Raw genomic sequence first — 25,524 nt, 5'->3', positions numbered from 1 at the left:
AGGGGCTGCGGGGGTTCGTCCGGGTTCGGAAGGTTTACGCTCAGGCGGCGTCAGAGGCCTTTTTCTTGCCGATCAGGCGCGGCTCGTTGGACACGGCCGGGGCGCCGATCTCGATCTTGCGCGCTTTCTTTTCTTCCGGGATCTCGCGGATGAGCTCGATCCGGAGCACGCCGTGCTCGAGGTTCGCCCCGGTCACGATTACGTGATCGGCAAGCTGGAACCGGCGGATGAAGCTGCGCTGGGCAATGCCGCGATGGAGGAAGTTGCGGCCGGGGGCGTCTTCGGTCTCGGCTTTCTTGCCGGCGACGGTCAGAAGGCCTTCCTTAGTTTCGATGTCCAGCTCGGCTTCGGTGAAGCCGGCGACGGCGATGTCGATCGCGAAGGCATTTTCGTCAACGCGCTCAATGTTGTAGGGTGGATAGCCCTGCGTGCCATCGAGGCGGGAGGCCTGGTCGATCATGCCGGCGAGGCGGTCAAAGCCAACCATGGTGCGGTAAAGGGGGGTGAGGTCGATAGTGCTCATTTTGATATCCAGTCCTTTCGCTTCAAGCGACTGTGGACGGTCCATACCGTCCGGATTGAGGTTCGGCAGTTTCCGCATGGCCAGCCCGTAACACGGCACTGGCAGGAGACTCCCGGTCACGGCCCGATGCCGGCGCCGTGACAAAACCTATTTGGGTAGCGTATGGGGTCTATCAAGAGCCCCCGTAATGGAGACTGACAATGAAAAACCTTGTGTTCATCGCCGCATCGGCCTTCGCATTGGCCGCCTGCACACCGGCCAAGACGCCTGCGCCCGCCTCCGTGGAAGCCGAAGCCGTAGTTGAAGCGCCCTTGATGACGCTGCAGGAGGCGGTCGCCTCGGACCTGCGCAGCGAACAGGAAAAGGCCCGCGACACGTGGCGCCATCCGGTCGAAACACTCGAATTCTTCGGCCTCCAGCCGACCCAGAAAGTGGTCGAGGTCTGGCCCGGCGGCGGCTGGTACACCAACATCCTGGCGCCCTGGATCGGATCGGGCGGCGGCACGCTGGTGGCAGCCGGCTTCGACGCAGCCGCGATCGAGGACCCCGAGCGGCGCGCGCGCACCGAGGAACGCCTCGCCGAATTCAAGGCGGCCTATGCCGATCCGAAATTCGGCAACATGGAATATACTGTGTTTTCAGCCTCTTCCGGCCCGCTGACCGAGCCCGGCACGGCCGACGCCGTGCTGACCTTCCGCAATCTGCACAACTGGATGGCCTCCGGCTATGCCGAGAAATTCTTCGCCGATGCCTATGACGCGCTGAAGCCCGGCGGCACGCTGGGCGTGGTGGAACACCGCCTGCCCTCGACCCATGCGCAAGACCCCAAGGCCTCCAGCGGCTATGTGCACGAGGACTATGTGAAGGCTCTGGCAGCTGCGGCCGGCTTCGAATTTGTCGAATCGAGCGAAGTCAACGCCAACCCAGCCGACACGGCCGACCACCCGTTCGGTGTATGGACCCTGCCGCCGAACAACGCCGCTGCAGACCGCGACGGCAACACGCCGGACGATTTCGACCCGGAAAAATACAAGGCCATCGGTGAGAGCGACCGCATGACCCTGAAGTTCCGCAAGCCGGAATAGGGCCCGCGATCCACCCCTGAACCCGTCCACAAACCGTCCACACGCGTGTGGACGGTTTTCGTGTTTTGGGGCTCTGGCATGATGCCCTAGGGCATTGGCAAACGTCCGGAACCGGGAGAGTCCGGTCATGGGCTGGCGCCGATCGGGAGGTCCTGTTTTGGCCCGTTCCGTTCATTTAGCCAGCCCAAGCTATCGCGCCCTGTTCACGCTCCCGGTTCAGTTTCTCCATAGAGCGCCTGAATGGTAGCAATGTCGGCTTCGAGCGTCGGGCTGTTTGGTTCGTTGCGGCGCCATAGCCGCTCCGCCTGCGTCAGGTTCCACCCTGCCTTGCGAGCCGTTTCGATATGCCTGCGCGCATCTGTGTCGCGTCCAAGCTGCATCGAGATGTGGGCCTTTAGGACGTGAAGCGGCGGATGTGCCGGATACAGATCTAGGCTTTCGTCAATGGCCGAATTCGCCTCTGCCCAGCGCTCAAGTCCTGTGTAAGCGCGGGCTTGCCCATACTTGATAGCCCACATCAGGTATGAGCCGGGCATCAGACGTTCCGCCGTATTGCAGTGCGACAATGATTCCGCATGACGATTGAGCATCGCGCAAGCGGCGCCATGAATCAGGTGCAAGAAGCCGCTGCCCGGCGCCTTGCGCACGGCGCGTCGAGTGTAGCGCTCGCCTTCCTCGGGAGAGCCGGTGAAGCATAGGGCTTCCCCGACCCAGCAGAGCACAGGCGCATCGTCCGGCGCCAGGTCCAGCGCGCGCTTTGCGATGGCACGAATCCGCTGGACCTCCGCCGGGTTGTCTGGGCTAAATAAGTACGCGTCGGAGAGCGCAGCAGCGAGATTGGCATGTCCCGGCGCGTAATCCGGCGCGATGGCGACGGCGCGTGCGGCTTCTTGAATGCCACGCTGCAAAGCGGCAGAGTCGTATTCGCGATACACTGACATGCTGCGCGCCACTGCTTCCCAAGCGGTAATGTCGGCAGGTTTCTTGAGCGCCCTTTCCATCTCCTGACTGTAAACCTCAACATCGAGGCTGGCGGCTATGTCTGTGACCAACTCCTCCTGAAGCTCGGCAAGCTCCGACAACGGACGATCGAACTTCGCGGTCCATATTGCTGTGCCTGTCTCCGCCTCCAGCAACTGTGTGGTGACGCGCAGATTGGCACCTACGCGACGCACATTGCCTTCGAGCAGATAGCGCACGCCCAACTGGCGTCCAAGCGCTGCTACGTCAGTAAGCGCAGCGCGTTTGAGCATCGCGGTGGCGGTTGAGCCCAGCACACGGACGTTTACAGCTTGCGAAAGCGCCGAAATCACATCCTCTACCATGCCCTCGGCGAAGACCTCGTCCTCGGGAAGGCTGGAGCGATTGGTGAAGGGCAGTACCGCCAGCGACGGCGCCGACCCGCTCTGGCCGGGCTTGAGGGTTTCCTGGACCGTGGGCGCCGCGAGCGGAGTGGCCGGGGCTTCTGCCGCTGGTGCGGGTTCCTTCGACACAAGGCGCTTCACGTCCTCCAGAAACGCGACCCATGCCCGGTCCGTTGCATCCCCCGTCCAGTGGCTCAGCTCCGCCGTCTGCGTCAACTCAAACATGATCGGTCGTTCGCAGGGCTCGATCATGCAGGGAACAAGGGTCTTGTTGCGGTCCGCAAGCGTCGCTTCGGCGCGCACCCACCGGCTCTCGACCGACTTCTTCGACCAAAGAACAACGACAGCCTTCGCTGTCTTAAGGGCCTTCTCGGTAACCTGGTCATAGGCCTCGCCCGTCCGGAGGCCTACATCCCACCAGACCTTGAAGCCCTGCGCCTCGAACGCTGCCGCAAACAGCTTCGCCCGCATCTGATCCTCGCGGTTGTAGGAGAGGAAGATGTCGGTCACGCGCGCCCCATAAACGTTCAGCATAACTGCTAGCTCATGCAGAAAAGCCGGTCGAGGTCGCGGGCGTTCGCCGGTGGGTGCCGATGGCCGGTTTTCGGCGATTTCCGTCCAATGGGCTGGGGCGAGAGTGGCATGTTGGGACGGAAGTAGTCTGGAGGCTGGTGATGCCCTCTCCGCAGGTGGCTGCTTTTAGGGGTGGGCGTCGACGCCCTCCGTCAGCCGGCTTTGCCGGCTGCCACCTCCCCCGCTCACGCGAGGGAGGACAAGAGGGCGCCGAGGTTTGACGCAGCGTGATGGCTGCGGGCGACTATACCCGGGTGCGACATTCATGCATCAATGTGGCGGAAGAAACCCGGATGCCAAAGCGCCCGGACGAGGGAGGAGACCGCCATGGCCGTTTCGGCAAAGGACACGTTAACTGAACGCCAGCCCATCGACGCGCTGATCGTCGGCGCGGGATTTGCCGGCATGTACATGCTGCACAAGTTGCGCGGGCTGGGCTTCAACGCCAAAGTGGTGGAAGCGGGCAGCGGCGTGGGCGGCACCTGGTACTGGAACCGGTATCCCGGCGCGCGCGTCGACATACAGAGCCTGGAATACAGCTTCGGGTTTGACGAAGAGCTGGAACAGGAGTGGCGCTGGTCCGAACGCTATGCGCCACAGCCGGAGCTGCTGCGCTATGCCGAGCACGTGGCCGAACGGTTCGACCTGAAGCGCGATATCCAGTTCAACACAAAGGTGACCGCGGCGCACTGGGATGAGGCCGGGCAGGTCTGGAATGTCCAGACGGATGCCGGCGACCCGGTGCGCTGCCGCCACCTGATCCTGGCGACCGGCTGCCTGTCGATCCCGACGGACGTCACCTTCCCCGACCTCGACACGTACAAGGGCGACATCTACCGCACTTCGCGCTGGCCACATGAGGGCGTGGACTTCTCCGGCATGCGCGTCGGCATCATCGGCACGGGCTCGTCCGCGATCCAGTCGATCCCGATCATTGCGCAGCAGGCGGATCATCTGACCATATTCCAGCGCACGCCGAACTATTCGATGCCGGCCCATAACGGCCCGATCCCGCAGGCCGATTTCGAAGCCTGGGCGAAGGATCCGCGCGCCTATCGCGCCGCTTCCAAGGACACGGTGGGCGGGTTCCAGAACGAGGCCTCCGAAGCGCTCGCCACCGAAACGGCGCCCGAAGAGATCAAGGCGGAGCTTGAGCGCCGCTGGGCCTGGGGCGGCTTCCGCATCCTCGGCGCGTTTGCCGATACGTCCATCGACCCGGAAGCCAACCGCATCGTGCAGGACTTCATCGCCGGCAAGATCCGCGAGCAGGTGTCCGACCCCGCGGTCGCCGACCTGCTGACGCCGAAGGATCACCCGTTCGGCACGAAGCGGCCCTGCGTCGACACCGGCTATTACGCCACCTTCAACCGCCCGAATGTCGAGCTGGTGAACCTGCGCGCCGAGCCGCTGGTAGGGTTCACGCCGGAAGGCATCGAAACCTCGGCGAAGACCTACGCATTTGACGCCGTCGTGCTCGCCACCGGGTTCGATGCGATGACCGGCGCGATTGACCGCATCGACCTGCGCGGTGTCGGCGGCCGGCGGATCAAGGACCACTGGGCGGAAGGGCCGCGCACCTATCTCGGCGTGATGGTTGCGGGCTTCCCGAACTTGTTCACCATCACTGGGCCGGGGAGCCCCTCGGTGCTGACCAACATGATAAACTCCATCGAACAGCATGTCGAATGGATCGCCGATTGCCTCGTGGCGCTGAAGCAGCGCCAGCAGACGAGCATCGAGGCATCCGAAGAGGCAGAAGCGGCGTGGTGCCGGCATGTGGCCGAGGCGGTGACGCCCTCGCTGCTGCCGCAGGCCAACAGCTGGTACATGGGCGCCAACGTGCCGGGCAAGCCGCGCATGTTCATGCCGTATGCGGGGGGGCTGAACACCTATACCGAGATCTGCAACCAGGTAGCGGCGAAGGATTATGAGGGCTTCATCATCCGCCAAGGTGACCGCATGCTGTCGGAGTCGCGCACCTTCACCAGCCATCCGCCCATGGGCGAGATTCCCGAAAAGCTGATGCCGATCATCGTGGAGCGGCTGACCGCAGCGGGGCTGATGCCCTCCCCTGAATAGGACGAGACGGGCCGCGCCCGCCGCGCGGCCCGTCTGACCCGGCCCGAAACCGTCCGCACCCGCGTGCGGGCGGTTTTGTTTTCCGGGGGGAGAATCCGGATTGACGAACGAACCGACTGGTTGGTATGTTTTGGGCGAGGGAGACTTCCATGGGCCGAACAGCAAACCCGGCAACCCGCGACGGCCTGATGGAGGCGGCGTTCGACCTGGTGCGGGCCAAGGGGCTGGCGGCGACCAGCGTGGACGAGATCTGCGCGGCGGCGAGCGTGTCGAAAGGGGCGTTCTTCCACCACTTCAAGAGCAAGGAGCAGCTGGCAGCGGCGGCAGCGGACCACTGGTCCGAGACGACGGGCCGGATGTTCGAGGCGGCACCGTATCATGACGCGGACGATCCGCTCGACCGGGTGCTGGGCTATATTGCGTTCCGCGCGCAGCTGATCGACGGCGCGCCGCAGGCCTTCACCTGTTTCGTCGGCACGATGGTTCAGGAGGCCTATGCGACGAGCCCGGCGGTGCAGGCCGCGTGCTGGAACAGCATTTCGGGCCACGCAGAAAGGCTGGTGGAGGATATCGAGGCCGCCGTCGCAAGATACGGCATCGATGCGGACTGGAGTGCGCGGAGCCTGGCGCTGCATACGCAGGCCGTTTTGCAAGGCGCCTTCATCCTGGCAAAAGCCAGCGGCGAGCCGGAGGCGGCGCGGGACACGGTGCACCATCTGAAACGCTATGTGGAACTGCTGTTCGGGCGCACAGGCCGCGCATGAGACGGATCACAATCCTTGAACACGTCTCGCTGGACGGCATCATCCAGGCGCCGGGCGGGCCGGACGAAGACCGCGATGGCGGCTTTGCGCATGGCGGCTGGGCGGCGCCGCACGATGACCCCGCCGGCGGCGAGGCGATCGGCGCGGCGCATGGCGATCGGTTTGACCTGCTGATCGGACGGCGGACGTATGACATCTGGGCGGGCTACTGGCCGCATTCGCAAGGTCCGATGGCGGACCAGATCAATGGCGCCACGAAGTATGTGGCAACGCACCGGCCAGAGAGCCTCGCCTGGGGCCCCGCGGAAGCGTTGGGGCCAGACCTTGCGGCGGGGATCCGGCGCATCAAGGACACGAAGGGTCCGGACCTGATTGTCTGGGGAAGTTCTTCGCTGACCTCGCTGCTCATCAGCCAGCAGCTCGCTGATGAGGTGATCCTGATGATCTTCCCTGTGCTGATCGGCACCGGCAAACGCCTCTTCGGTGGCGGCGAAGCGCCGGCCGAACTCAAACTGATCCGCAGCCGGACGGGCGAGTCCGGCGTGATCGTCAACACCTACACGCCCGCCGGCCCGATGCGGACCGGCGCCTACTGACCTCCTTTTCCCAGAACGGAGACTTGCCATGACCGACACTTCCACCCGCACTGCCGCCAATTACGCGCTTGAGCTCAACCGCGTGCTGGACGCGCCCGTGAAAAATGTCTGGCGCTGCTGGACCGAGCCGAAGCTGATGGAAGACTGGTTCTGCCCGAAACCGTGGCGCGCGACTGGCATCTCCATCGACCTGCGGCCGGGCGGCGAGATGACCGCCATGTTCCGGGGGCCGGACGGCGAGTCGTTCCCGCAGGCGGGCGTCTTTCTCGAAGTCGAACCGATGCGGCGGCTGGTCTCGACGGACGCCTTCCGCGCCGGATGGGTGCCGTCCGACCGACCCTACATGGTCACGGAAGTCCTGCTCGCCGATGGCGGCGAGGGGCGCACGCAATTCCTCTGGCGGGCGCTGCACTGGACCGAGGAAACCCTGAAGGAACACGAAGCAATGGGCTTCGAGGCCGGATGGGGCGCGGCCACCGATCAGCTTGAAGCGCTGGCGAAAAGCCTGTAACGCGCGCGGCCATGCGACACCTGTTTGCCAGCCTGATCGAAGAGACGCCGGTTGGCGACGCGGCCTTGCGTGAAAGTCTGGAGCGCGCGATCTGGGTGCTGTCGGATGATGACGTGGCGGGCAATGCCTGGTGTGAGGCCGAAGGCTATCCGGGCTATACGTCTTACGCTTCGCTGGACGACCTGCCGGAACGGTTTCCGGAATTTGCGGCGCTGAAGAAACATCTCGACAAGGCGGCCGCCGCTTATGCGCGGGCACTGCACTGGGACATGGCGGGGCTGAAGCTGGAGCTCGACGCCCTCTGGGTTAACATCCTCGGTGAGGGCGGGCACCATTCGGGCCATATCCATCCGGGCTCGGTGATTTCGGGCACGTATTATGTGTGCGTGCCGGAGGGCGCCGGACGGCTGAAATTCGAGGACCCTCGCCTCGCAATGATGATGGCGGCGCCGCAACTGGTGGACGATGCACCGGAGGCGGCGCGGCGGTTCGTCTATGTTCAGCCTACGGAGGGCCATTGCCTCTTGTGGGAAAGCTGGCTGCGGCACGAGGTGATGCCGAGCATCAGCGAGGACGCGCGTATTTCGGTGAGTTTCAATTATGCTGCGAGGCGGACCGCATGATCCTCGTCACCGGTCACGTACTGACGACGCCGGAAACGGCCGGCGAGATCACGCGGCTTTGCGTGGCGCATTCGGTGCGTTCGCGAGCCGAGCCGGGATGCATCGCGCACAATGTTCATGTCGATTGCGAGGATCCCTGGCGGCTGGTGTTCGTGGAAAAGTGGGCGGACATGGACGCGCTGAATGCGCACTTCGCGGTGCCGGAGAGCCTTGCTTTCGTGAAGGCGATCCGCGCGCTTTCGCCGGAGCCGACCGCGATGCAGATGTTCGAGGCGGCGGAAATGCACCCCTCCCGTTAACCCTTCTGGTGGGCGCGGGACCTTGACGTTTATGCTGCGGCGCGTCATCGGAGCGCCGAACCTCCTGCCCTCCCACGCCGAAGGACTTTGTCGCGCCATGGACCTTTCCAAGATCAAGACCGGACACAACCCGCCGGACGATGTGAACGTGCTGATCGAGGTGCCGCTGGGCGGGGATGCGATCAAGTACGAGATCGACAAGGAATCCGGTGCGATGTTCGTGGACCGGTTCCTGTACACCGAGATGCGCTACCCGTGTAATTACGGCTTCGTGCCCCATACGCTGAGCCTCGACGGCGACCCGATCGACGTGATGGTGGTGGGCAACCGTCCGCTGGTGCCGGGCTCGGTGCTGCGCGTGCGCCCGGTCGGCGTGCTGATGATGACCGACGACAAGGGCCAGGATGAGAAAATCCTCGCCGTGCCGCACCCTAAGCTGACCGCCTATTACGACAAGATCGCCACCTATCACGACCTGCCGCAGACCCTGATCGACAAGGTCCAGCACTTCTTCCAGCACTACAAGGATCTGGAACAAGGCAAGTGGACGCGCGTGGACGGCTGGTACGGCGTCGACAAGGCGCGCGAGCTGATCCGCGACGCGGTCGAGCGCGGCAAGACCGAGAAGTAAGCCAGACACCGGAGCGCAGCCTTTGGACCTGTCCGTCTGGGTTGCGCTGCTGATGCTGTTCATCGCGGGCGGTCTGACGCCCGGCCCGGCCGTGATGCTGGTGATGAGCACGGCGCTGCGCTACCGCGCGCCGACCGCGATGATTGCGGGCATGGGCGTGGCCGCGGCGAATTTCGTCTGGATCACGCTGGCCGCGACGGGCCTTGCCGCGTTTGCCGCCAGGTTCCCGTCCCTGCTGATCGGCCTGAAGGTTGCCGGCGTCGGGTTCATTGCCTGGCTCGCCTGGACAATTGCGACTTCCGACCCCGACCGGCCGCGAGCCCGCGCAGAAGATGCGCCGCCACGCGGGCGGCTGTTCCTGCGCGGCGTCGGGCTGCAACTGATGAACCCGAACGCGCTGGTATTCTTCGGGCTGCTGTTGCCGTCCTATTTCGATGTGACGAAACCTGTGGCGCCGCAAGCGTTGGTCATGCTGGTGACGATCACGGCGTGCGAACTGTTCGGACTGGCCGTCTATGCCTGGCTGGCGGATACAATGAATGCGCGCTTCCAGTCACCCACATTCACGCGCTGGTTCAACCGAGCCGCTGCCACGGCGATGCTTGTCGCGGCGGTGTTCGCGTCGGTGATGACCGGGAGATGAGCGGAATGGTGGAGACGAGGAGGATCGAACTCCCGACCTCGGCATTGCGAACGCCGCGCTCTCCCAGCTGAGCTACGTCCCCATTCCGGCGGCAGATATAATCGGCCCGGCGAGTGTTTGGAAGAGGCGGCCCCCGGGACGTTGCGTCTCACGCCGGGCGGCGCGTTCAGGGGGCGACGATCTCGAAACGCCGGGTTTTGGGGTTCCGCCAGTGCAGTTCGCCGTGCTTGATCGCGAACCACGCGCCGTGGAGTTCAAGGTCGCCCTTCTGGACGGCTGCGGCGACCCAGGGAAAGCTCATCAAGTTGGCGAGCGAGGTTTCGATGCCTTCGAGCTCGAGCGCGAATTGCGGGTTCACCGAGCCGCTTTCGCGGACCCGGTCGCGGGCCTCATCCAGCAGCTTCACCCAGGGGGCCACGAATTCGCCGATCAGCGGGCTCTTATCGTCAGACAGGGAAGCCGAAATGCCGCCGCAGCCGCCATGGCCCATCACCACGATATGGCGCACCTTGAGGACGCGGACCGCGAACTCGAGGGCCGAGGAGACCCCGTGCAGACCGCCATCCGGCTTGTAGGGCGGCACGAGGTTCGCGACGTTGCGGACGACGAACATCTGACCCGGCGCAGCGTTGAAGATATCCGACGGCTCTGCGCGGCTGTCAGCGCAGGCGATCAGCATGATGTCCGGGTCCTGACCCTCGCCGAGTTCCCTGTAAAGCTGGGCCTGTTCAGCGTAAACGCCCGCACGAAAGCGCCGGTAACCAGCGATCAGGTCGTCGACCGTTTTCATGCTCGTCTCCTGAAGTCTCGACGCGCGAGATAGGCAATTCCTGTTACGGCGCAAGCAAATTCGAAACCTATCGCACTTAGAACGGAACGGTCAGTATCGCCCCGCTGCCGATTCCGGCTATAACCGCGCGGGGGATCAAGGAGCCCAAGATGAATACGCCGACCGATGCGCAAAATCCCGCCCCTGCTCCGGCAGCGGCCAAGTCCCGCAAGGGGCCGACGCGCAGCGAAGTGTCGAAGTCGGCGATCCTCGAAGCCGCACGCGAAGAGATGGCGGAAAACGGCTGGCGCGGGTTCAGCGTCGACTCGGTGGCCAAGCGGGCGAGCGCTTCGAAACAGACGATCTATCGCTGGTGGCCCTCGATCGGCGCGATGTGCGTCGATGCCGCCCTCGCCCTGATCCCCGATGCGCCCGAAGGCGGACGCGACCCGCAGGAGCGCATCACCGCGCTGATCATCCCGCTGGAAGCGGCAGCCCGGACCGGCCATGGCCATGCAGTGCTGCGTGTGGCGCTGCTGGCGGCCGCCGATGACAAGGATGCCGGCGAAGTCTGGCGCGCCTGGGTCGGGCGTGACATCCGACAGCCGCTGCGCATGATCCTGGCCGAACTGGCCGCCAAGCGCGTGATCCGACGCGACTTCGAGCTCGACGATGTGATCGAGCAGCTGCTCGGGCCGATCTTCCACCGCCTCACGATCATGCGGGCGCCGGTCAAGGACGGGTTCTGCGCCGACCAGTCGGCAGCTTTCCTGCGCACCTACGGCGCAATCTGAACTTCTGAACTCGTCCAGCAGGCCCGCAGGCGCGCTTTCGCCTGCGGCGCGAAGACCGTTGTGGGCCTCGGAGGATCATGGTAATAACTGACTGGTCAGTTATTTAACAGGTTCACACGATGCGGCGGGCAAGAAGTGACGATGCCAAGGACCAGCGGCGCGAGTTGCTGCTGTCGGCGGCGCTCGATGAGTTTTTCGAGAAGGGCTATTCGGCCGCGCGCATGGAAGACGTCGCCGGCCGGGCGAACCTGTCGAAGGGCACGGTGTACCTCTATTTTGAGTCCAAGGAAGCGCTGTTCCGGGCGCTGATTGAGTCGCGCACCACACCGAACCTGGACCGGATCGCGCAGATCGCGGCCGCCGCGCCCTCGATCAGCCTGATGCTGGACGGGCTGGCCACGTTCGGCCCGCAAATGATCCGCACGAGCGATATCCCGCGCGTCATGAAAGTGCTGATCGGCGGCTCCCACACCTTTCCAGCGCTGATCCGTGAATACCGGACGGGCGTGGTCGAACGGATTCTCGGCATCATGGCGGACGCGCTGCAGCGAAGTGCCGATCGCGGCGAGATCGAGATCGCGGACGCCGGGCTCACGGCGCGCCTGGTCATGGCCCCGTTCGCCTTCTCGGGACTGTGGCAGGCCGTCTTCGGACGCGACGATGACGCCCGGTTCGACCTCGACGCCTTGTTCCGTCTGCATGCTGACTTTCTAAAATCGGCGCTCAACCTGAAGGATGGATCGCAATGAATCGGCTACCGATCCTCCTCTGCGCCGCCGTGCTGGCGGCCTGCACGCCGGCTGCGCCAGACGACCTCCATATCGGCTATGTCGAAGCCGATTGGCGCTATGTGGCGGCTCCGGATGCCGGCTGGATCATCGAAACCGCCGTCGAGCCCGGCAGCCGGGTCAGCGAAGGCGACGTCCTGTTCCGGCTGGACCGGACGGCGCAGCAGGCGGGCGTCTCTGATGCCGAAGCGCGCATCCTTCAGGCAACGGCGCAATCGCGCGATACCTCGACCGGCGCGCGCACCGCCGAGATCCTGGCCTTGCAGGCCCGGCTCGACGAAGCCCGCGCCCGCGCGGAGGAAGCCGCAGCCGAGCGCGCACGCACCCGCCAGCTTGTCGAAAAGCAGGTCGCGTCAAAGGCCGCCGGCGACCGGGCCGAAGCGGATTTCAAGACGGCAGAAGCGGCCGTGAAGGCTGCTGAACAGGCGATTGCGGTAGCACGCCTTGCCGCGCGCCCAGCGCAGCGCGACGCCGCCGCGGCCGCCATTGCCGCCGCCGAAGCGACCCGCGAAAGCGCGCAATATCGCCTCGACCAGCGGGACGTGACGGCAGGCGCCGCCGGACGAGTGGAAGATGTGTTCCGGCGTCCCGGTGAATATGTGACCCCCGGCACGCCGGTGATCGCGCTGCTTCCGGACGACGGGCTGAAGGTGCGCTTCTTCGTTCCGCAGGCGGAGCTTCCGTCATTGCAGGTCGGGCAGACCGTGCGCGTCAAGGCCGATGGACTCGCGCAGCCAGTGGACGCATCGATCAGCTATATCTCCGCGACGGCGGAGTTCACGCCGCCAGTGATCTATTCCCGCGACGCCCGGCAAAAGCTCGTCTTCGTGGTCGAAGCGCGCCTGCCGGCGGGCATGGGCCTGCATCCCGGCTTGCCCGTCGAGGTGAGTTGGTGAACGACGAACTCGCCATCGACGTCCGCGGCCTGGTCAAACGGTTCGCCAACAAGACCGCGGTCGGCGGCGTCGACATCCAGATGCCGCGCGGCGCGGTGTGGGGGTTCCTCGGGCCGAACGGGTCAGGCAAGACCACGACGATCCGCATGATCTGCGGCCTGCTAAAAGCCACCGAGGGCGAAGGCACCTGTCTCGGGTTCGACATCCGCCGCGATACGGACCGGATCAAGGCGCGTACCGGGTACATGACGCAGAAATTCTCGTTCTGGAGCGATATGACGATCCGCGAGAATCTCGAATTCGTTGCCCGGCTCTACCGCCTACCCGATCTCAAGCCGACCGTGGACGAAACGCTGGACAAGCTGGGCCTGACGCACCGGCAGGGGCAGTTGGCGGGTGCGCTGTCGGGTGGCTGGAAACAACGCATGGCGCTGGCGGCGGTGACGATGCACCGGCCGCAACTTCTGCTGCTCGATGAACCCACCGCCGGGGTGGACCCCCTCGCCCGGCGTGAATTCTGGGACGAGATCCACGCCTTCGCGAGCGATGGCATGACCGTGCTGGTGTCTACACATTACATGGACGAGGCCGAGCGCTGCGACCGGATTGCCTATCTGGCCAACGGAAAGAAGATCGCTGAAGGGCGGGTCGAGGACATCCTCGCGCGGTCGGGCCTGATCACCTTCCGGGGCGAAGGCGCGGATGTGCGGCGCCTGTCCGAGCTGCTGAAAGGCAAGCCGGGTCTGGATCATGTCGCCTATTTCGGCGCGGCGCTGCATGTCAGCGGCAAGGACCGCTCAAAGCTGCAGGCCGGCCTCGCCAGCGTCGGGGCGTCGGATGTCGTTTGGCAGGAAGTCCGCCCGAGCCTTGAGGATGCCTTCATCGCGCTGATGTCGGAAGCCGGGGCAGATACGCGGGTGCACGCATGAACCGGGTGCTGGCGTCCCTGTCCCGCGTCTGGGCCGTGTTCATGAAAGAACTCGTCCAGATGCGCCGCGACCGGCTGACCTTTGGGATGATGTTCGGCATACCGATCGTGCAGCTGATCCTGTTCGGTTTCGCCATCAATACCGATCCGAAACACCTGCCGGCGGCGCTGGTGGTGGAAGAGAACACACCCATCGTGCGCACACTAGTGAAATCGCTGGAGACGTCAGGCTATTATGATTTCGTTCTTTCTACGGATGATCCGCGTCAGAGCGCGGACCTGCTGGCTGAAGGCAAGGTTGCGTTTGTGGTGTCGATTCCCGCCGGCTTCACGCGCGGTCTGATCCGCGGCGATCATCCCCAGATCCTGATCGAGGCGGACGCTTCGGACCCCTCGGCCTCCTCGAATGCGCTGTTCCTTGCGCAGACGATCCTTTCGCAATCACTGCGCCATGATCTCAAGGACGTAACGATCACGCAGGCCGGCGAAAGTGATCCGTTCGAACTGGTGCTGCAGCCGAATTTCAACCCGGAACGGATCACCAGCTACAATATCGTGCCCGGCCTGCTCGGCGTGATCCTGACCATGACGCTGGTGATGATCACCGGTATGGCGATGACCCGCGAGGTGGAACAAGGAACGATGGAGAACCTGCTGGCCATGCCCGCCCGGCCGGGCGAGGTCATGCTCGGCAAGATCCTGCCCTATGTGCTGGTGGGTGCGATGCAAACGGCCGTGATCCTCATCGCTGCGCAGGTGCTGTTCCACGTGCCGTTCGCCGGATCCCTGTGGGTGCTGCTGCTGGGAGTGACGATCTTCGTGATCGCCAACCTCGCGCTTGGCTTCACGTTCTCGACAATCGCCAAATCGCAGATGCAGGCGATGCAGCTGACGTTCTTCTTCTTCCTGCCTTCCCTGCTGCTGTCTGGATTCATGTTCCCGTTTCGCGGCATGCCGGGCTGGGCCCAGTCCATCGGCGAGGTGCTTCCGTTGACGCATTTCCTGCGCATCGTGCGGGGCGTTATGCTGAAGGACGCGAGCTTTGAACAGCTGCACGCCCCGTTCCTGATGATGAGCCTTTTCACCGCCGCCGTCACGGCGATCGCCATGCTGCGGTATCGCAGGACGCTGGACTGATACGCGCGCGGCCAGGGGCTACTTCGAGCGGCGCCAGACCATCAGGGGATCGAACGCACCGGTTTCGGCCGCTTTCTGGAGCTGCGCGATCTGGTCCGACACGGGATTCGACGCCGTTTTCGTCTTGGTGCCCTGATAGAGGGCCTCATCGAGCCGGCAGATCTGCTCATAGAGCGCCTCGGCGCGGCCCACGAGATCGAGGAAACGGGGCGGCAAACCGCGGCTGCGCTGCGCTTCGGGATTCAGGGGCGGTTCGTCGCGCTTGATCCGGTACTTGCGGGCGCTCGCATCTTCGCGGCGCATTTCGCCGTCGCGCACGGCTTTCTGCATCACCAGCCAAGACGCCGCCTGCATCAGGCGCGTCGTGAGCTCCATGCTCCAGGCGGAGTAGGTCAGGCTTGCATCGCGGGGCAGCGTCTTCGCCTGATCGCGGCCAGGGCCGTCGAGATAGGAGGCCGTTTCCTCGACCAGAGCCATACCGCGCGAAAATACGGTGTCGAACAGCTTGCCGCCTGTGAAGTGTTCCGGCGTCGTCACTGGTTCCAGCGGATCAGTTTCTGCCATGTGCGCCCCTCCGGCCATCCGTCTGCAACATCGAACCCTAGCCTCCCAGCCCTTTCGCGAGACTTAACTGCCGCCACCAAACAACGCATCGGCGGCGCGTTTCTGCGCCTTCTTGCGTTCGATTTCGGTTTCGCAGGCTGCGATTTCCGCCTTCAGCTGTTCGATGCGCACTTCCAGTTCGGCGACCGACATCTGGTCGAGCGATTGCGGGCGCTTGATCAGCACCGGTTCTTCATCGGACACGGCCATGGGCTTTCCTCCCGTTTGGAGTTTCAAGAAAGCAGAAAGACCGGTTAGATGCGACTCGAAATCCACGTTCCCCCTTTCCTTCCGGAGGCGCCGACATGACAGCCATGATGAAAGCCGCGGCAGCAGCGGCAGGCGAACCGCTGGTTCTGACCGAGATGCCCCGGCCGGAGCCGGGTCCGCACGAAGTGCTGATCGAGGTGGCGGCAGCGGGCCTGAACCGGGCCGACCTGGCGCAGAAATCCGGCAATTATCCGCCGCCCGCAGGGGCCTCCCCGATCCTCGGGCTTGAGGTCTCGGGCATTGTGGCGGCGGTGGGCGCCGAGACGACACGGTTCAAGGTGGGCGACCGGGTGGCCGCGCTGCTCGGCGGCGGCGGCTATGCCACGCATACGGTGGTGGACGAAGGCTCGGTGCTACCGGTGCCGGCGGGGTTCGACCTGACGCTGGCCTGCTGCTTTCCCGAAGCCCTGTTCACCGTATGGGCTAACGTGTTCGACCGGGCCGGCCTGAAGCCGGGCGAGTCATTCCTCTGCCACGGCGCGACCAGCGGCATCGGGGTGATGGCATTGCAGATGGCGAAGGTCTGGGGCGCAAACCCGATCTTCGGCACCGCCGGATCAGACGAAAAGTGTGCGCTGGCCCGTGAACTTGGTGCCACCCGCGCCATCAATTACCGTACCGAGGCGTTCGAGGAGATCGTGAAGGCGGCAGGCGGCGCGGACGTCACGCTGGACATGGTCGGCGGCGACTACATCCAGAAGAATATCTCCGCTGCAAAAGTCGATGGCCGGATCATCAACATTGCCTATCAGGACGGCTTTGCCGCGAGCGTGAACTTCGCGCCGGTGCTGATGAAGCGTCTGTCGATCCTGGCGACCACACTGCGCGCCCGGCCGCTGGCGGAAAAGCGCCGGATCCGGGATGCGGTGGAGCGCGATTTCTGGCCGCATGTGATCTCGGGGCGGATCAAGCCGGTGCTCGACGGCGCCTTCCCGCTGGCCGAGGCCGAGGCCGCCCTGGCCCGGATGGCCAGTGGCGGACATTCGGGGAAAATCCTGCTCAGACCGTGATTTCGGGCCGAATCCACCCGGTCCCTTCCCACCGGCGCACATCTGACGTATAGCCCTCTGCAAGGTACCAGCTGTCCTGGACCCGACCCGCCCGGCACCCCAAGTGCCGGGCGGCTGCATTTCAGGCGGCAAACACGAATTCAGGAGAATACCGATGTCCGACGTTCTGATGCCCCGCGCCACTGCGGTCTGGCTGCTCGACAACACCACGCTGACCTTTGCGCAGATCGCGAAATTCTGCGGCCTGCATCACCTCGAAGTTAAGGGCATTGCCGACGGCGATGTGGCCGAGAACATGCGCGGCGTCGACCCGATCGCCGGCGGCATTCTCTCGCGCGAGGAAATCAAGAAGGGCGAAGAGAACCCGGACCATGAGCTGAAGATCGCCGACTCGCGGATCGATCACATCCCGCAGCCCAAGCGTAAAGGCAGCCGCTATACGCCGGTCATCCGCCGCGCCGACAAGCCGGACGCTGTCGCCTGGTTCATCCGCAACCACCCGGAAGTTTCCGACGCCCAGGTGATCAAGCTGATCGGCACGACCAAGGCGACGATCAACAACGTGCGCGACAAGTCGCACTGGAACGCGTCCAACATCAAACCGGTCGACCCGGTAACGCTGGGTCTGTGCTCGCAGATCGAACTCGACGAAGTGATCGCGAAGGCCGCCGACAAGCGCCGCAAAATGGACGCCGAGAAAGCCGCCCGTTCGGAAGGCCCGGGCCTTGCACCTGCGCAGGACACCCCGGCCTTCGAGCCTGAGGCGGAGCCCGAGGACTCTTACAAGAAGAGCATCTCGGCCGACGATGTGTTCCGCGACTTCGAGTAAGACCCCGGAGAACCAGACGTGACAGACAGACTTCCTGCCCGGCCCCGCGTCGGGATCGTTGGTGCGACCGGCCTTGTCGGCGAAATGATGCGTGAAATCCTGGCCGAGCGGAACTTCCCGCTCAGCGGGATCCGCTTCTTTGCCTCTCCGCGTTCAGCCGGCACGAAAATCGACTTCAACGGCGAGAGCGTCGTCGTCGAGGATGCCTCGACGGCCGACTATGCCGGACTCGACATCGTGTTTTTCTCCGCAGGCGGATCAACCTCCAAAGCGCTGGCGCCCAAGGTGGCGGCTGCTGGCGCGATCGTGATCGACAACTCGTCGGCCTGGCGCAGCGATCCGGACGTGCCGCTGGTTGTGGCCGAAGTGAACCCGCATGCGCTGAAATCGATCCCGAAGGGCATCATCGCGAATCCGAATTGCACGACGATGGCTGCGATGCCGGTGCTGAAACCGCTACATGACCGCGCAGGTCTGAAGAAGCTGGTGGCCAGCACCTATCAGGCGGTTTCCGGCGGCGGCGTAGCCGGTGTGGACGAACTGCAGTCGCAGATCGACGCGGTGAGCAAAGGCGCGAGCGCGCTGGCCCGTCACGGCGATGCTGCTGACTTCCCGGCGCCGAAGAAATGGGTTGTGCCGATTGCTTTCAACGTCGTCGCGTTGAACTACTCGCTTGGCGAAGACGGATACACGGACGAAGAGTTGAAACTGCGCGACGAGTCCCGCAAGATCCTCGAGATTCCCGGCCTGCCTGTTTCCGGCACCTGCGTGCGCGTGCCGGTATTCACGGGCCACTCCGTGTCGATCAATGCCGAATTCGAACGTCCGATCAGCGCTGAAGAAGCCACCGAGATCCTCGGCAAGGCGCCCGGCGTTGTGGTCAGCGAGGTGCCGAATGCGCTCGGTGCAACCGGCCGCGACCCGGTCTATGTCGGCCGTATCCGGCCCGACCGCACCGTGGCGCATGGCCTCGCGCTGTTCCTCAGCAATGACAATCTGCGCAAGGGTGCGGCCCTGAATGCAATCCAGGTGGCCGAAGTTCTGCTGCAGCAGCGCGCCGGCTAGTCCTTCCGCCTGAGGAAGACATAGAACGCCCCTGCCCCACCATGCTTGGGGTGGGATTCTGCGTAGCCTGAAACGAGGCGGCGCGAGGGTGGCGAGTCGAGCCAGAGCAGGAAATTGCGGCGCAGCACGCCCTGACCCTCCCTGCCCTTGCCGGTAATGACCAGGACGCAGCGTGCACCGTCTGCCTGCTGACCTTCAAGAAAGGCCGGCAAGGCGCGCGCGGCGCTGGTCTGCGTGTGTCCATGCAGGTCGAACTGTGCGGCGAGTGTGAGCTTTCCGCGCCGGACCTTCTTCTCACCGCTGCGTTCGGCCGGCGGCGCGGGCGTCTTCGGGGCTTCGAGCTTGCGGGTCTTTGCTGTCTTTGCGGGTGCTGTATCCGGAAGGACAGGTTCGCCGGAGCCAAGCGCAGCTGAAAACTCCTCGAGGTCCGCCGCACGCGGACCGATCGGTTTGACTGTCGCTGCGACGCGCGCCCAGGCGCGGGCCTCTTCGGGCGACAGGCTGCGGCGGCTCATCCGCCTGCGTGTCCTGAGTCGGGCAGACCCGCGACCAGACCGGCGGCGAACATCCGCTCGGCCACGGCGCGCGGCAGCAGGACCCAGAGCCGGCCGGGTGCGTTCATGGTGCCCGCGCGATTGCCGGCATCGTGGCCGGTGCCGAAATAGATGTCGCCGCGCACCGGGCCCTTGATGGCGCCGCCCGTGTCCTGCGCGATCAACAGGCCGGACCATTGGCCGCCCAGGCCGGGCGCCGTGGTCTGCACGAACATCGGCACGCCAAGCGCATGGAATTCCGGATCGACCGCCATTGAGCCAAGCGGTGTCAGCGACACATTGTGGGCGCCGTTCGGGCCAAGGGTAGGATCGCCCTCGGGAAGCGACTGGAAGAAGACGAAACGCGGATTGATGTTCATCGCCTCGCGCACTTCGGCGGCGCTGGAGCGGTCCATCCAGGCCCGGATACCCTGCATCGAGCCTTCGGCCTTGGTGATGCGGCCGGTCTGGATCAGCCAGTTGGCGACCGATTTGAACGGCTGGCCGTTATGGGCGGCGTAGGCGGCGCGCAGTGTGGTGCCGTCCGGAAAGGTCAGACGGCCGGAACCCTGGACCTGCAGGAAGAAGACGTCCGAAGGATGGGCATAGGCAATCGCCTGCCCGCCCCGCGCCGTGATCTCGGACCGGGCCGGATAAGGCCGGGTGGACCCGTCCGGCAGGCGTTGCAGCGGCTGGTCGCCATTGGCCACGAAGTCCGATGGCACGGCAAAGACCGGTTCGGTGAACGGCGGTTCCGGCGTGTGCCGGGCTTCGTACAAGGGCTCGTAATAGCCGGTGAAACGCGGCTTACCCTCCCGGTCGATGATCTCGAGCGGGACAAACTGCGTCTCGAAGATGATGCGGGCCGCCGCTTCGTCGCGCGCCGCGATCAGGGCTTCGCAGCCTGGCGCCCAATCCTGCGCGGTACCGGCCCAGGGCGCGCTCTTCGACAGCGGCGCATCCCAGGCGCGGCGGCTGAAACGGTCACAGGTGCGCCGGAAAGCCTGCAGCGGCGCGGCGAGCGAAGCCGCGCTCCAGCCGGGAAGCTCGCGATAGGTTGCGGGGTTCGCCGACGGCAGGACCGTGCCAGGGCCGAGGCCGCCCGGAATGACAATCGGGGCGGGCTGCGTCTGGCAACCGGCAAGCATCAGGAGGACGGGAAGCAGGATTCTGAGACGGCGCATGTCGCCGGATATGCCGCAGAAAGCGCCCGCCTGTCACCCGGCGATTCACCCGGCGCGCGAGCGCAGCTGTGGTTCAGGCGAGTGGATCAGGCCGCGACGTCGACGTCGTCGAGCAGCCAGTTGGGGTCGCTGGAGGCCACTTCGCGCTTGAACGTCCAGATTTCCTTGGCCGTGCGGGTGGTCTCGCCATCGCCGAGATCGGCTTCGTAGCGCACCCAGACGCGGGCGATGCCGGCGTCGAGTTCTGCTTTTTCGATCTCGGCGCGCTTGATCCGCAGGAGTTCGAACGGGCGATCATTCGAAGAATCGCGCGCCGAGATCGCGGCGTCCCAGGCTTCGTAGACGTCATCGTCTAGCAACGGGCGAAGGCCGGCCCGGTCGCCGCGCGCATAGGCGCCGACGATTATCTGGTAAGCGGCCTTTGCGCCGCGCAGGAAGCCTTCGGCCGTGAACGTGCTGTCGGCGCCATAGATGTCTTCGAGGCCGGCCGCGGCCGGGCCGGTGAACATCGGGCGCTCGACATCGGGGCGGCGCTGGGCCGGTGGCGGCGCATCCTGCGCACTGCCGCGCTGCTCCGGCGCGGGTGCCGGACGCTGCATCGGCCGATCGTCCCCTCCCCGGCCAAGCGCCACATAGAGACGCCACAGCACGAAAAGTGCCACGGCCGCCAGGATGAGGACTTCGATCACGGGATTGGACATTGCAGACACGGGTTCCTTAAGCATTCCACAGGGGGTAGCGGGTAGATAGTGCACGCCTCGTGCCGGTTCCAGCCTTTGCGTTGCGCGGCCAAGGGGCGCATGTTAGGCGCTCGGCCCCGAGGAAAGTAGAGGACAGATAATGACAGATACCAGCGCGCCCGCAAACCCCACGCCTGAAGACAAGGGCCCGGCCGCTCCGTCGCTGCGTGTGCTTGGCCAGTATGTGAAGGACCTGTCATTCGAAAACCCCGGCCACCCTCCGGTCCAGACCCAGCCGAATATCGACCTGGGCATCGATGTCGGCGCCGCGCCGCATGCGGACGGAAACGGCCTGTTCGAAGTGTCGCTGAAGCTCTCCGCCAAGGCGGTGGCGGGCGAGACGACCCTGTTCATCACCGAACTCGACTATGCCGGCCTGTTCCAGCTGTCGAACGTCACCGAGAAGCAGATCGAACCGATGCTGCTGATCGAGTGCCCGCGCCTGCTGTTCCCGTTCGCACGCCGGATTATCGCCGAAATCACCCGTGAGGGCGGCTTCCCGCCCCTGATGATCGATCCGGTCGACTTCGTGCAACTGTATCAGGCCCAGTATCGCAAGGCTGCTGAACGCGCCGGCGCGCCCGCAACCGAGGGCTAAAGCACGACATTCCAGATTGCGCCGGCGCCAAGCTTTTCGATGAGCTCTTCGTGCGCGGCGAGCTCGTCGGCCGAAATCGACCGGGCGAGCGGCTGCGGACGCTGACGCGCCAGCGGCCGCACTGCGCCGTCTTCCAGACCGCCGGTGCCTTCGAAACTGAAGGCGCGTGCCCGTCCGCCGAGAAGTTCCAGGTAGACGCTGGCCAGCAACTGGCTGTCGAGCAAGGCGCCGTGGAAGGTGCGGCTTTCGAGCGAGATGTCGAACCGCTTGCACAGCGCATCAAGGTTGGCGGGTGCGCCCGGAAAGCGTTTCCTCGCGATGGCGACCGTATCGACCCATCGGCTTTCCGGGACCGGCGCGCGCCCACAACGGGCCAGTTCCGCGTTGAGGAAGCCCCGGTCGAAAGATGCGTTGTGGGCGACAAGGGTCGCATCGCCGATAAAACTCAGGAAGGCGTCAATAACGTCCGGATGCTCGAAGGGCGGGCAATCCTTCAGGTCGTCATCGGTGATGCCGGTGATACGCACCGTCGCTTCGGAGACCGGTTTGCCGGGATTGATCCGCGTGTGGAACGTGCGTCCGGTCGGAATGTGATTGATCAGCTCGACCGCGCCGAGCTCGATGATCCGGTCTCCCTGCGCCGGGTCAAGGCCTGTCGTCTCGGTATCGAAGGCGATCTCGCGGATCTTCTGGTTCATCCGTTCTGGTCCCTGGCGATGCGAATCATCAGGGCGACTATGGCGCGAACCTGGTCGCGGGCAAAGTCGAAGCCATGGGCCGTGGAAAGGATGAAATCCGCGCGGGCGCGCTTGTCGGCGTCCGGCATCTGGCGGGCAAGGATGGCTTCGAAGGTTTCCGCCGTCACGCCGGGGCGGGACAGGACTCGTTCGCGCTGGATATTGGCCGGCGCGGTGACCACGAGCGTATAGTTGCAGTTCCGGTCGCCGCCGGTTTCGAACAGGAGTGGAATGTCGAGCACCGCAAACTCCGCGCCCTCGACTTTGGCCTTCTGGCGGAACTCGACCTGCGCCGCGCCAGCGAGCGGATGCACGATGCCCTCGAGCATTTTCATTGCGGCCGGATTGTCCAGCACGCGGGTCCGTAGACGGGTTCGGTCAACCGAACCGCCCTCGACGACTCCCGGAAAGGCCGCCTCGATCGGCGCGACGGCGGCGCCCCCTTCGGCATAGAGCGCGTGGACTGCCGCGTCGGCGTCATAGACCGGCACCCCCTCCTCGCGGAAAAGGTTTGCCGTGGCAGACTTTCCCATACCGATTGATCCCGTCAGTCCCAGGATGATCATTGCGTCGCCTCCAACAGGGAACGGGCACGCGCGTGCGCGGCCGCCAGGTCCGGGGTGACGCCGAACCAGTGTTCGAAGCTAAGCGCGGCCTGCGCCACCAGCATGCCGAGACCGTCCAGCGTACGCCAGCCCTTGCGACCGGCTTCCGCGAGACTGGCAGCCGCGCCTTTGCCATAGCTGATATCGTAGAAGATGCCGCCTTCTGCGGCCGGCAACGAAAGCACGCCGCCGCTGTGGCCGAGGCTCAGCGTGTTGATCACAAGGCTCGCTTTGGCTAATTGGCCGATGCCGTCATCCAGCGACAGGATCCGCGCAGCGGGCGCGAGATCCAATGCCAGCGCTTCGGCGCGGGCGATCGTCCGGTTACAGATGGTGAGTCGCGCGCCTCGGCGCGTCAGCACGTCGGCCACCGCGCGCGCGGACCCCCCTGCCCCGAGGAGGAACACCTCGCGGCCTTCGACCGGGATGTCGCCATAGTCGAGTGTCAGGGCGAAGCCGGGCGCATCGGTATTCTCGGCGCGCCACGCGCCCTCCGGTATGGGCACCAGGGTGTTGGCCGCGCCGATCCGGCGCGCGGTGTCGCCGGCCTCGGCCGCCAGTTTCAGCGCAGCCTCCTTGTGCGGCAGGGTGACGTTGAGACCCAATGCGCCATGCGTCCGCAGGGACGCCAGCGCGGTGTGAAGCTCAGCTGGTTTGACTTCCAGCGCGGCATAGACCGCATCGATCTCGTTCTCGCGAAGCCACTGGTTATGGATGTACGGGGAAAGCGAATGGGCGACGGGATCGCCGATGACACCGAGCAGGCGTTTCATTGGGCGAGCACCTTCCGGACACGGAGATAATCAAGCAGCGGCAGCAGCGGCAGGCCGAGGACCGAGAAGTAATCTCCCTCGATGCGGGTGAAAAGCTGCGCGCCAAGTCCTTCCAGCTGGTAGGCTCCGACCGTGGCGAGCAGTTTTTCGCCGCAGCTTTCGACATAAGAATCAATGAAGTCTGGTGACAGAGGACGCATGGTCAGTTTCGGACGCGCCAGATGACGCCAGACCGGGATGCCGCCTTCACAGACCACGATGGCGGTTTCCAGCGTGTGGGTTTTTCCCGACAGCCGGACGAGGTGGTTCCTCGCGTCCGCAAGGTCGCGCGGCTTGTCGAAGGCTTCGTCTCCGAGGGCGAGCATCTGGTCCCCGCCAATCACCAATCCTTCGTGGGACTGCGAGACGCGCACGGCTTTCATTTCGGCAAGACGCATCGCCTGATCGCGCACCTTCACCCCGTCTGCGCGCATCGCAGTGCGGAAGGAGTCCTCATCCACATTGGGCGCAACGGCTTCAGCTATGACGCCGGCCGCGGCGAGCACGGCGCGGCGGCTTGCGCTGCCGGAGGCCAAAATGACACGCGGCGTCATAGATGGCCCCGGCGCTCGCTGAGCAGATTCAGGATCGCTGCCGCCGTTTCCTCGACCGATCGGCGGGACACGTCGATGGTTTTCCACTGGTTGCGCTGAAACAGGCGGTTCGCCTGGGTGATCTCGTCACGCACGGATTCCTCATCCGCGTAATCGCCGGCATCATCCTGGTTCAGCGACAACAACCTCTGCCGCCGGATTTGTACGAGACGTTCCGCCGAAATCTTGAGGCCGACAACGAGCGGACCCTTGTCGCCCATCTTTTCGATGAAATCCGGCAGCGGCACGCCCGGCACCAGCGGGATGTTTCCGGCGCGCACCTTGCGGTTGGCAAGGTACACACAGGTGGGTGTCTTGGATGTCCGGCTGACGCCCAGAAGGATGACATCGGCGCCGATCAGGCTGTCGACATTCTGGCCATCGTCATGGGCAAGCGTGAAATTGATCGCTTCCATCCGCTCGAAATAGTCCTCGTCCATCGCGTGCTGACCGGCGACGCGGTTGTTCGCGGAAATGCCGAGATGGCGGCCGAGCATGGCGATCGACGGGTCGAGCACCGGCAGCGTCGGAATGCTCCGCTCACGGCAAAATGCCTCCAGCCGCGCCCGCAGCACGCTGTCCGAGATGGTGTACCAGACAACACCCGGCGCGGCCTCGATTTCGCGGGTCACGCGTTCAAGCTGGCGTTCCGAGCGCACAAGGTAGTAGTTATGTTCCAGTGGCTGGATGTTTTCGAACTGGGCACAGGCCGCGCGCTGGACGGCGTTCAGCGTCTCTCCGGTCGAGTCCGACACGAGATGGACGTTGAAATAGATGGCGGGTCGGGTCGGCCGGGTCATGCGTTTCTCTTGCCGGGGCTTCTCGATTTGCACAAGGGTTGTGACTCGCCTGTGCAAAACCGCGCACTGCACAGGGACTCACATGCTTTCCACAGTTGGAAGGAATCGACTCCGGATGATCGCATCTTGTTCCGCGCTGTGA

General features: G+C 64.7%; 31 protein-coding genes and 1 tRNA gene. 18 read left to right on the top strand and 14 right to left on the bottom strand.

The window, feature by feature from the left end:
- Nucleotides 1-40: 40 nt before the first annotated feature.
- Entirely contained in the window at nt 41-523 is a 483-nt protein-coding gene (locus GC148_RS07000) for an Hsp20 family protein (protein WP_291069899.1), read from the bottom strand.
- 200 nt (nt 524-723) lie between these two features.
- Here GC148_RS07000 and GC148_RS06995 point away from each other — a divergent pair, with 200 nt between their 5' ends.
- Nucleotides 724-1,608, top strand: coding sequence for a hypothetical protein (locus GC148_RS06995; protein ID WP_291069897.1), 885 nt, complete (start codon nt 724-726; stop codon nt 1,606-1,608).
- Between the two features lie 203 nt (nt 1,609-1,811).
- Here GC148_RS06995 and GC148_RS06990 read toward each other — a convergent pair whose 3' ends face one another.
- Nucleotides 1,812-3,482, bottom strand: coding sequence for a TIR domain-containing protein (locus tag GC148_RS06990; RefSeq protein ID WP_291069895.1), 1,671 nt, complete (start codon nt 3,480-3,482; stop codon nt 1,812-1,814).
- Nucleotides 3,483-3,872: 390 nt separating this feature from the next.
- On the opposite strand from GC148_RS06990, the gene GC148_RS06985 reads away from it, so the two are divergent.
- From GC148_RS06985 to GC148_RS06950, 8 genes are all read left to right on the top strand, one after another.
- The gene (locus GC148_RS06985; RefSeq protein WP_291069893.1) at nt 3,873-5,624 is read left to right on the top strand and encodes an NAD(P)/FAD-dependent oxidoreductase; all 1,752 of its coding nucleotides are present in this window, start codon (nt 3,873-3,875) and stop codon (nt 5,622-5,624) included.
- Between the two features lie 149 nt (nt 5,625-5,773).
- The gene (locus GC148_RS06980; RefSeq protein ID WP_366063327.1) at nt 5,774-6,388 is read left to right on the top strand and encodes a TetR/AcrR family transcriptional regulator; all 615 of its coding nucleotides are present in this window, start codon (nt 5,774-5,776) and stop codon (nt 6,386-6,388) included.
- The gene (locus GC148_RS06975; protein WP_291069892.1) at nt 6,385-6,984 is read left to right on the top strand and encodes a dihydrofolate reductase family protein; all 600 of its coding nucleotides are present in this window, start codon (nt 6,385-6,387) and stop codon (nt 6,982-6,984) included. Before GC148_RS06980 ends, GC148_RS06975 begins: the two co-directional genes overlap by 4 nt.
- 28 nt (nt 6,985-7,012) lie before the next feature.
- Entirely contained in the window at nt 7,013-7,495 is a 483-nt protein-coding gene (locus GC148_RS06970) for an SRPBCC family protein (protein ID WP_291069890.1), read from the top strand.
- An 11-nt stretch (nt 7,496-7,506) separates the two neighbouring features.
- Nucleotides 7,507-8,118, top strand: a complete 612-nt coding sequence (locus GC148_RS06965) for a TIGR02466 family protein (protein ID WP_291069888.1) — start codon at nt 7,507-7,509, stop codon at nt 8,116-8,118.
- Nucleotides 8,115-8,417 carry an antibiotic biosynthesis monooxygenase gene (locus tag GC148_RS06960; protein WP_291069886.1) on the top strand — a complete coding sequence of 101 codons (303 nt, stop codon included), beginning with the start codon at nt 8,115-8,117 and terminating at the stop codon, nt 8,415-8,417. The genes GC148_RS06965 and GC148_RS06960 overlap by 4 nt, the downstream gene beginning before the upstream one ends.
- Nucleotides 8,418-8,514: 97 nt before the next feature.
- A complete protein-coding gene (ppa, locus tag GC148_RS06955; protein ID WP_291069884.1) occupies nt 8,515-9,048 on the top strand; it encodes an inorganic diphosphatase in 534 nt (177 codons plus the stop codon).
- 22 nt (nt 9,049-9,070) lie between these two features.
- Entirely contained in the window at nt 9,071-9,691 is a 621-nt protein-coding gene (locus GC148_RS06950; protein ID WP_291069882.1) for a LysE family translocator, read from the top strand.
- A 6-nt stretch (nt 9,692-9,697) separates the two neighbouring features.
- On the opposite strand, the gene GC148_RS06945 is transcribed toward GC148_RS06950, so the two are convergent.
- Nucleotides 9,698-9,773 (bottom strand) — tRNA-Ala (locus GC148_RS06945).
- Nucleotides 9,774-9,857: 84 nt separating this feature from the next.
- Complete coding sequence (locus GC148_RS06940) at nt 9,858-10,481, bottom strand: carbonic anhydrase (RefSeq protein WP_291069880.1); 624 nt, start codon at nt 10,479-10,481, stop codon at nt 9,858-9,860.
- 149 nt (nt 10,482-10,630) lie between these two features.
- Between GC148_RS06940 and GC148_RS06935 the strand changes: the two genes are divergently transcribed.
- The 5 genes from GC148_RS06935 (at nt 10,631) to GC148_RS06915 (ending at nt 15,003) form a co-directional block, all read left to right on the top strand.
- Nucleotides 10,631-11,254 (top strand): TetR/AcrR family transcriptional regulator, encoded by a 624-nt coding sequence (locus tag GC148_RS06935; RefSeq protein ID WP_291069878.1) that lies wholly within the window; start codon nt 10,631-10,633, stop codon nt 11,252-11,254.
- Between the two features lie 119 nt (nt 11,255-11,373).
- Nucleotides 11,374-12,003: a TetR/AcrR family transcriptional regulator gene (locus GC148_RS06930; protein ID WP_291069876.1), complete on the top strand. Its 630-nt coding sequence runs from the start codon at nt 11,374-11,376 to the stop codon at nt 12,001-12,003.
- Entirely contained in the window at nt 12,000-12,938 is a 939-nt protein-coding gene (locus GC148_RS06925; protein ID WP_291069874.1) for an HlyD family efflux transporter periplasmic adaptor subunit, read from the top strand. The genes GC148_RS06930 and GC148_RS06925 overlap by 4 nt, the downstream gene beginning before the upstream one ends.
- The gene (locus GC148_RS06920) at nt 12,935-13,867 is read left to right on the top strand and encodes an ABC transporter ATP-binding protein (protein WP_291069872.1); all 933 of its coding nucleotides are present in this window, start codon (nt 12,935-12,937) and stop codon (nt 13,865-13,867) included. Before GC148_RS06925 ends, GC148_RS06920 begins: the two co-directional genes overlap by 4 nt.
- The gene (locus tag GC148_RS06915; RefSeq protein ID WP_291069870.1) at nt 13,864-15,003 is read left to right on the top strand and encodes an ABC transporter permease; all 1,140 of its coding nucleotides are present in this window, start codon (nt 13,864-13,866) and stop codon (nt 15,001-15,003) included. The genes GC148_RS06920 and GC148_RS06915 overlap by 4 nt, the downstream gene beginning before the upstream one ends.
- Nucleotides 15,004-15,021: 18 nt before the next feature.
- On the opposite strand, the gene GC148_RS06910 is transcribed toward GC148_RS06915, so the two are convergent.
- Nucleotides 15,022-15,567 carry a DUF1465 family protein gene (locus GC148_RS06910; RefSeq protein WP_291069868.1) on the bottom strand — a complete coding sequence of 182 codons (546 nt, stop codon included), beginning with the start codon at nt 15,565-15,567 and terminating at the stop codon, nt 15,022-15,024.
- Between the two features lie 63 nt (nt 15,568-15,630).
- A complete protein-coding gene (locus GC148_RS06905) occupies nt 15,631-15,816 on the bottom strand; it encodes a DUF1192 domain-containing protein (protein ID WP_291069866.1) in 186 nt (61 codons plus the stop codon).
- A gap of 95 nt (nt 15,817-15,911) precedes the next feature.
- On the opposite strand from GC148_RS06905, the gene GC148_RS06900 reads away from it, so the two are divergent.
- The 3 genes from GC148_RS06900 to GC148_RS06890 all read left to right on the top strand — a co-directional run bounded on the left by GC148_RS06900 (nt 15,912) and on the right by GC148_RS06890 (nt 18,780).
- Nucleotides 15,912-16,886: an NAD(P)H-quinone oxidoreductase gene (locus tag GC148_RS06900; RefSeq protein ID WP_291069864.1), complete on the top strand. Its 975-nt coding sequence runs from the start codon at nt 15,912-15,914 to the stop codon at nt 16,884-16,886.
- Between the two features lie 154 nt (nt 16,887-17,040).
- Nucleotides 17,041-17,715, top strand: coding sequence for a cell cycle transcriptional regulator TrcR (locus tag GC148_RS06895; RefSeq protein WP_291069862.1), 675 nt, complete (start codon nt 17,041-17,043; stop codon nt 17,713-17,715).
- Between the two features lie 18 nt (nt 17,716-17,733).
- Nucleotides 17,734-18,780 carry an aspartate-semialdehyde dehydrogenase gene (locus GC148_RS06890; protein ID WP_291069860.1) on the top strand — a complete coding sequence of 349 codons (1,047 nt, stop codon included), beginning with the start codon at nt 17,734-17,736 and terminating at the stop codon, nt 18,778-18,780.
- Here GC148_RS06890 and GC148_RS06885 read toward each other — a convergent pair.
- From GC148_RS06885 to GC148_RS06875, 3 genes are all read right to left on the bottom strand, one after another.
- Nucleotides 18,777-19,295, bottom strand: coding sequence for a Smr/MutS family protein (locus tag GC148_RS06885; protein WP_291069858.1), 519 nt, complete (start codon nt 19,293-19,295; stop codon nt 18,777-18,779). The genes GC148_RS06890 and GC148_RS06885 overlap by 4 nt on opposite strands.
- Complete coding sequence (locus GC148_RS06880; protein WP_291069856.1) at nt 19,292-20,497, bottom strand: MltA domain-containing protein; 1,206 nt, start codon at nt 20,495-20,497, stop codon at nt 19,292-19,294. The genes GC148_RS06885 and GC148_RS06880 overlap by 4 nt, the downstream gene beginning before the upstream one ends.
- Before the next feature lie 86 nt (nt 20,498-20,583).
- Nucleotides 20,584-21,198 carry a Tim44/TimA family putative adaptor protein gene (locus tag GC148_RS06875; RefSeq protein ID WP_291069854.1) on the bottom strand — a complete coding sequence of 205 codons (615 nt, stop codon included), beginning with the start codon at nt 21,196-21,198 and terminating at the stop codon, nt 20,584-20,586.
- Nucleotides 21,199-21,337: 139 nt separating this feature from the next.
- On the opposite strand from GC148_RS06875, the gene secB reads away from it, so the two are divergent.
- Nucleotides 21,338-21,835, top strand: coding sequence for a protein-export chaperone SecB (secB, locus tag GC148_RS06870; RefSeq protein ID WP_291069852.1), 498 nt, complete (start codon nt 21,338-21,340; stop codon nt 21,833-21,835).
- On the opposite strand, the gene dnaQ is transcribed toward secB, so the two are convergent.
- From dnaQ to GC148_RS06845, 5 genes are read right to left on the bottom strand one after another with little or no spacing between them, the layout of a single operon-like run.
- A complete protein-coding gene (dnaQ, locus tag GC148_RS06865; protein ID WP_291069850.1) occupies nt 21,832-22,533 on the bottom strand; it encodes a DNA polymerase III subunit epsilon in 702 nt (233 codons plus the stop codon). The genes secB and dnaQ overlap by 4 nt on opposite strands.
- Nucleotides 22,530-23,138 carry a dephospho-CoA kinase gene (gene coaE / locus GC148_RS06860; RefSeq protein ID WP_291069849.1) on the bottom strand — a complete coding sequence of 203 codons (609 nt, stop codon included), beginning with the start codon at nt 23,136-23,138 and terminating at the stop codon, nt 22,530-22,532. The genes dnaQ and coaE overlap by 4 nt, the downstream gene beginning before the upstream one ends.
- Nucleotides 23,135-23,950, bottom strand: a complete 816-nt coding sequence (aroE, locus tag GC148_RS06855; protein ID WP_291069847.1) for a shikimate dehydrogenase — start codon at nt 23,948-23,950, stop codon at nt 23,135-23,137. Before aroE ends, coaE begins: the two co-directional genes overlap by 4 nt.
- Nucleotides 23,947-24,543, bottom strand: a complete 597-nt coding sequence (locus GC148_RS06850) for a Maf family protein (protein WP_291069846.1) — start codon at nt 24,541-24,543, stop codon at nt 23,947-23,949. The genes aroE and GC148_RS06850 overlap by 4 nt, the downstream gene beginning before the upstream one ends.
- Nucleotides 24,540-25,382, bottom strand: coding sequence for a pyruvate, water dikinase regulatory protein (locus GC148_RS06845; RefSeq protein WP_291069844.1), 843 nt, complete (start codon nt 25,380-25,382; stop codon nt 24,540-24,542). The genes GC148_RS06850 and GC148_RS06845 overlap by 4 nt, the downstream gene beginning before the upstream one ends.
- Nucleotides 25,383-25,524: the final 142 nt, after the last annotated feature.

The organism is Hyphomonas sp., assembly GCF_016125515.1.
GTDB lineage: Bacteria > Pseudomonadota > Alphaproteobacteria > Caulobacterales > Hyphomonadaceae > Hyphomonas.
The sequence above is the reverse complement of the archived record's forward strand: the minus strand, read 5'-3'. Positions and strand labels throughout refer to the sequence as shown.

What these genes read in the sequence shown, in the direction of transcription:
- GC148_RS07000 (WP_291069899.1), bottom strand. Translation starts at nt 523, where the DNA reads ATGAGCACTATCGACCTCACCCCCCTTTACCGCACCATGGTTGGCTTT.
- GC148_RS06995 (WP_291069897.1), top strand. Translation starts at nt 724, where the DNA reads ATGAAAAACCTTGTGTTCATCGCCGCATCGGCCTTCGCATTGGCCGCC.
- GC148_RS06985 (WP_291069893.1), top strand. Translation starts at nt 3,873, where the DNA reads ATGGCCGTTTCGGCAAAGGACACGTTAACTGAACGCCAGCCCATCGAC.
- GC148_RS06980 (WP_366063327.1), top strand. Translation starts at nt 5,774, where the DNA reads ATGGGCCGAACAGCAAACCCGGCAACCCGCGACGGCCTGATGGAGGCG.
- GC148_RS06975 (WP_291069892.1), top strand. Translation starts at nt 6,385, where the DNA reads ATGAGACGGATCACAATCCTTGAACACGTCTCGCTGGACGGCATCATC.
- GC148_RS06970 (WP_291069890.1), top strand. Translation starts at nt 7,013, where the DNA reads ATGACCGACACTTCCACCCGCACTGCCGCCAATTACGCGCTTGAGCTC.
- GC148_RS06965 (WP_291069888.1), top strand. Translation starts at nt 7,507, where the DNA reads ATGCGACACCTGTTTGCCAGCCTGATCGAAGAGACGCCGGTTGGCGAC.
- GC148_RS06960 (WP_291069886.1), top strand. Translation starts at nt 8,115, where the DNA reads ATGATCCTCGTCACCGGTCACGTACTGACGACGCCGGAAACGGCCGGC.
- ppa (WP_291069884.1), top strand. Translation starts at nt 8,515, where the DNA reads ATGGACCTTTCCAAGATCAAGACCGGACACAACCCGCCGGACGATGTG.
- GC148_RS06940 (WP_291069880.1), bottom strand. Translation starts at nt 10,481, where the DNA reads ATGAAAACGGTCGACGACCTGATCGCTGGTTACCGGCGCTTTCGTGCG.
- GC148_RS06935 (WP_291069878.1), top strand. Translation starts at nt 10,631, where the DNA reads ATGAATACGCCGACCGATGCGCAAAATCCCGCCCCTGCTCCGGCAGCG.
- GC148_RS06930 (WP_291069876.1), top strand. Translation starts at nt 11,374, where the DNA reads ATGCGGCGGGCAAGAAGTGACGATGCCAAGGACCAGCGGCGCGAGTTG.
- GC148_RS06925 (WP_291069874.1), top strand. Translation starts at nt 12,000, where the DNA reads ATGAATCGGCTACCGATCCTCCTCTGCGCCGCCGTGCTGGCGGCCTGC.
- GC148_RS06915 (WP_291069870.1), top strand. Translation starts at nt 13,864, where the DNA reads ATGAACCGGGTGCTGGCGTCCCTGTCCCGCGTCTGGGCCGTGTTCATG.
- GC148_RS06910 (WP_291069868.1), bottom strand. Translation starts at nt 15,567, where the DNA reads ATGGCAGAAACTGATCCGCTGGAACCAGTGACGACGCCGGAACACTTC.
- GC148_RS06905 (WP_291069866.1), bottom strand. Translation starts at nt 15,816, where the DNA reads ATGGCCGTGTCCGATGAAGAACCGGTGCTGATCAAGCGCCCGCAATCG.
- GC148_RS06900 (WP_291069864.1), top strand. Translation starts at nt 15,912, where the DNA reads ATGACAGCCATGATGAAAGCCGCGGCAGCAGCGGCAGGCGAACCGCTG.
- GC148_RS06895 (WP_291069862.1), top strand. Translation starts at nt 17,041, where the DNA reads ATGTCCGACGTTCTGATGCCCCGCGCCACTGCGGTCTGGCTGCTCGAC.
- GC148_RS06885 (WP_291069858.1), bottom strand. Translation starts at nt 19,295, where the DNA reads ATGAGCCGCCGCAGCCTGTCGCCCGAAGAGGCCCGCGCCTGGGCGCGC.
- GC148_RS06880 (WP_291069856.1), bottom strand. Translation starts at nt 20,497, where the DNA reads ATGCGCCGTCTCAGAATCCTGCTTCCCGTCCTCCTGATGCTTGCCGGT.
- GC148_RS06875 (WP_291069854.1), bottom strand. Translation starts at nt 21,198, where the DNA reads ATGTCCAATCCCGTGATCGAAGTCCTCATCCTGGCGGCCGTGGCACTT.
- secB (WP_291069852.1), top strand. Translation starts at nt 21,338, where the DNA reads ATGACAGATACCAGCGCGCCCGCAAACCCCACGCCTGAAGACAAGGGC.
- dnaQ (WP_291069850.1), bottom strand. Translation starts at nt 22,533, where the DNA reads ATGAACCAGAAGATCCGCGAGATCGCCTTCGATACCGAGACGACAGGC.
- coaE (WP_291069849.1), bottom strand. Translation starts at nt 23,138, where the DNA reads ATGATCATCCTGGGACTGACGGGATCAATCGGTATGGGAAAGTCTGCC.
- aroE (WP_291069847.1), bottom strand. Translation starts at nt 23,950, where the DNA reads ATGAAACGCCTGCTCGGTGTCATCGGCGATCCCGTCGCCCATTCGCTT.
- GC148_RS06850 (WP_291069846.1), bottom strand. Translation starts at nt 24,543, where the DNA reads ATGACGCCGCGTGTCATTTTGGCCTCCGGCAGCGCAAGCCGCCGCGCC.
- GC148_RS06845 (WP_291069844.1), bottom strand. Translation starts at nt 25,382, where the DNA reads ATGACCCGGCCGACCCGACCCGCCATCTATTTCAACGTCCATCTCGTG.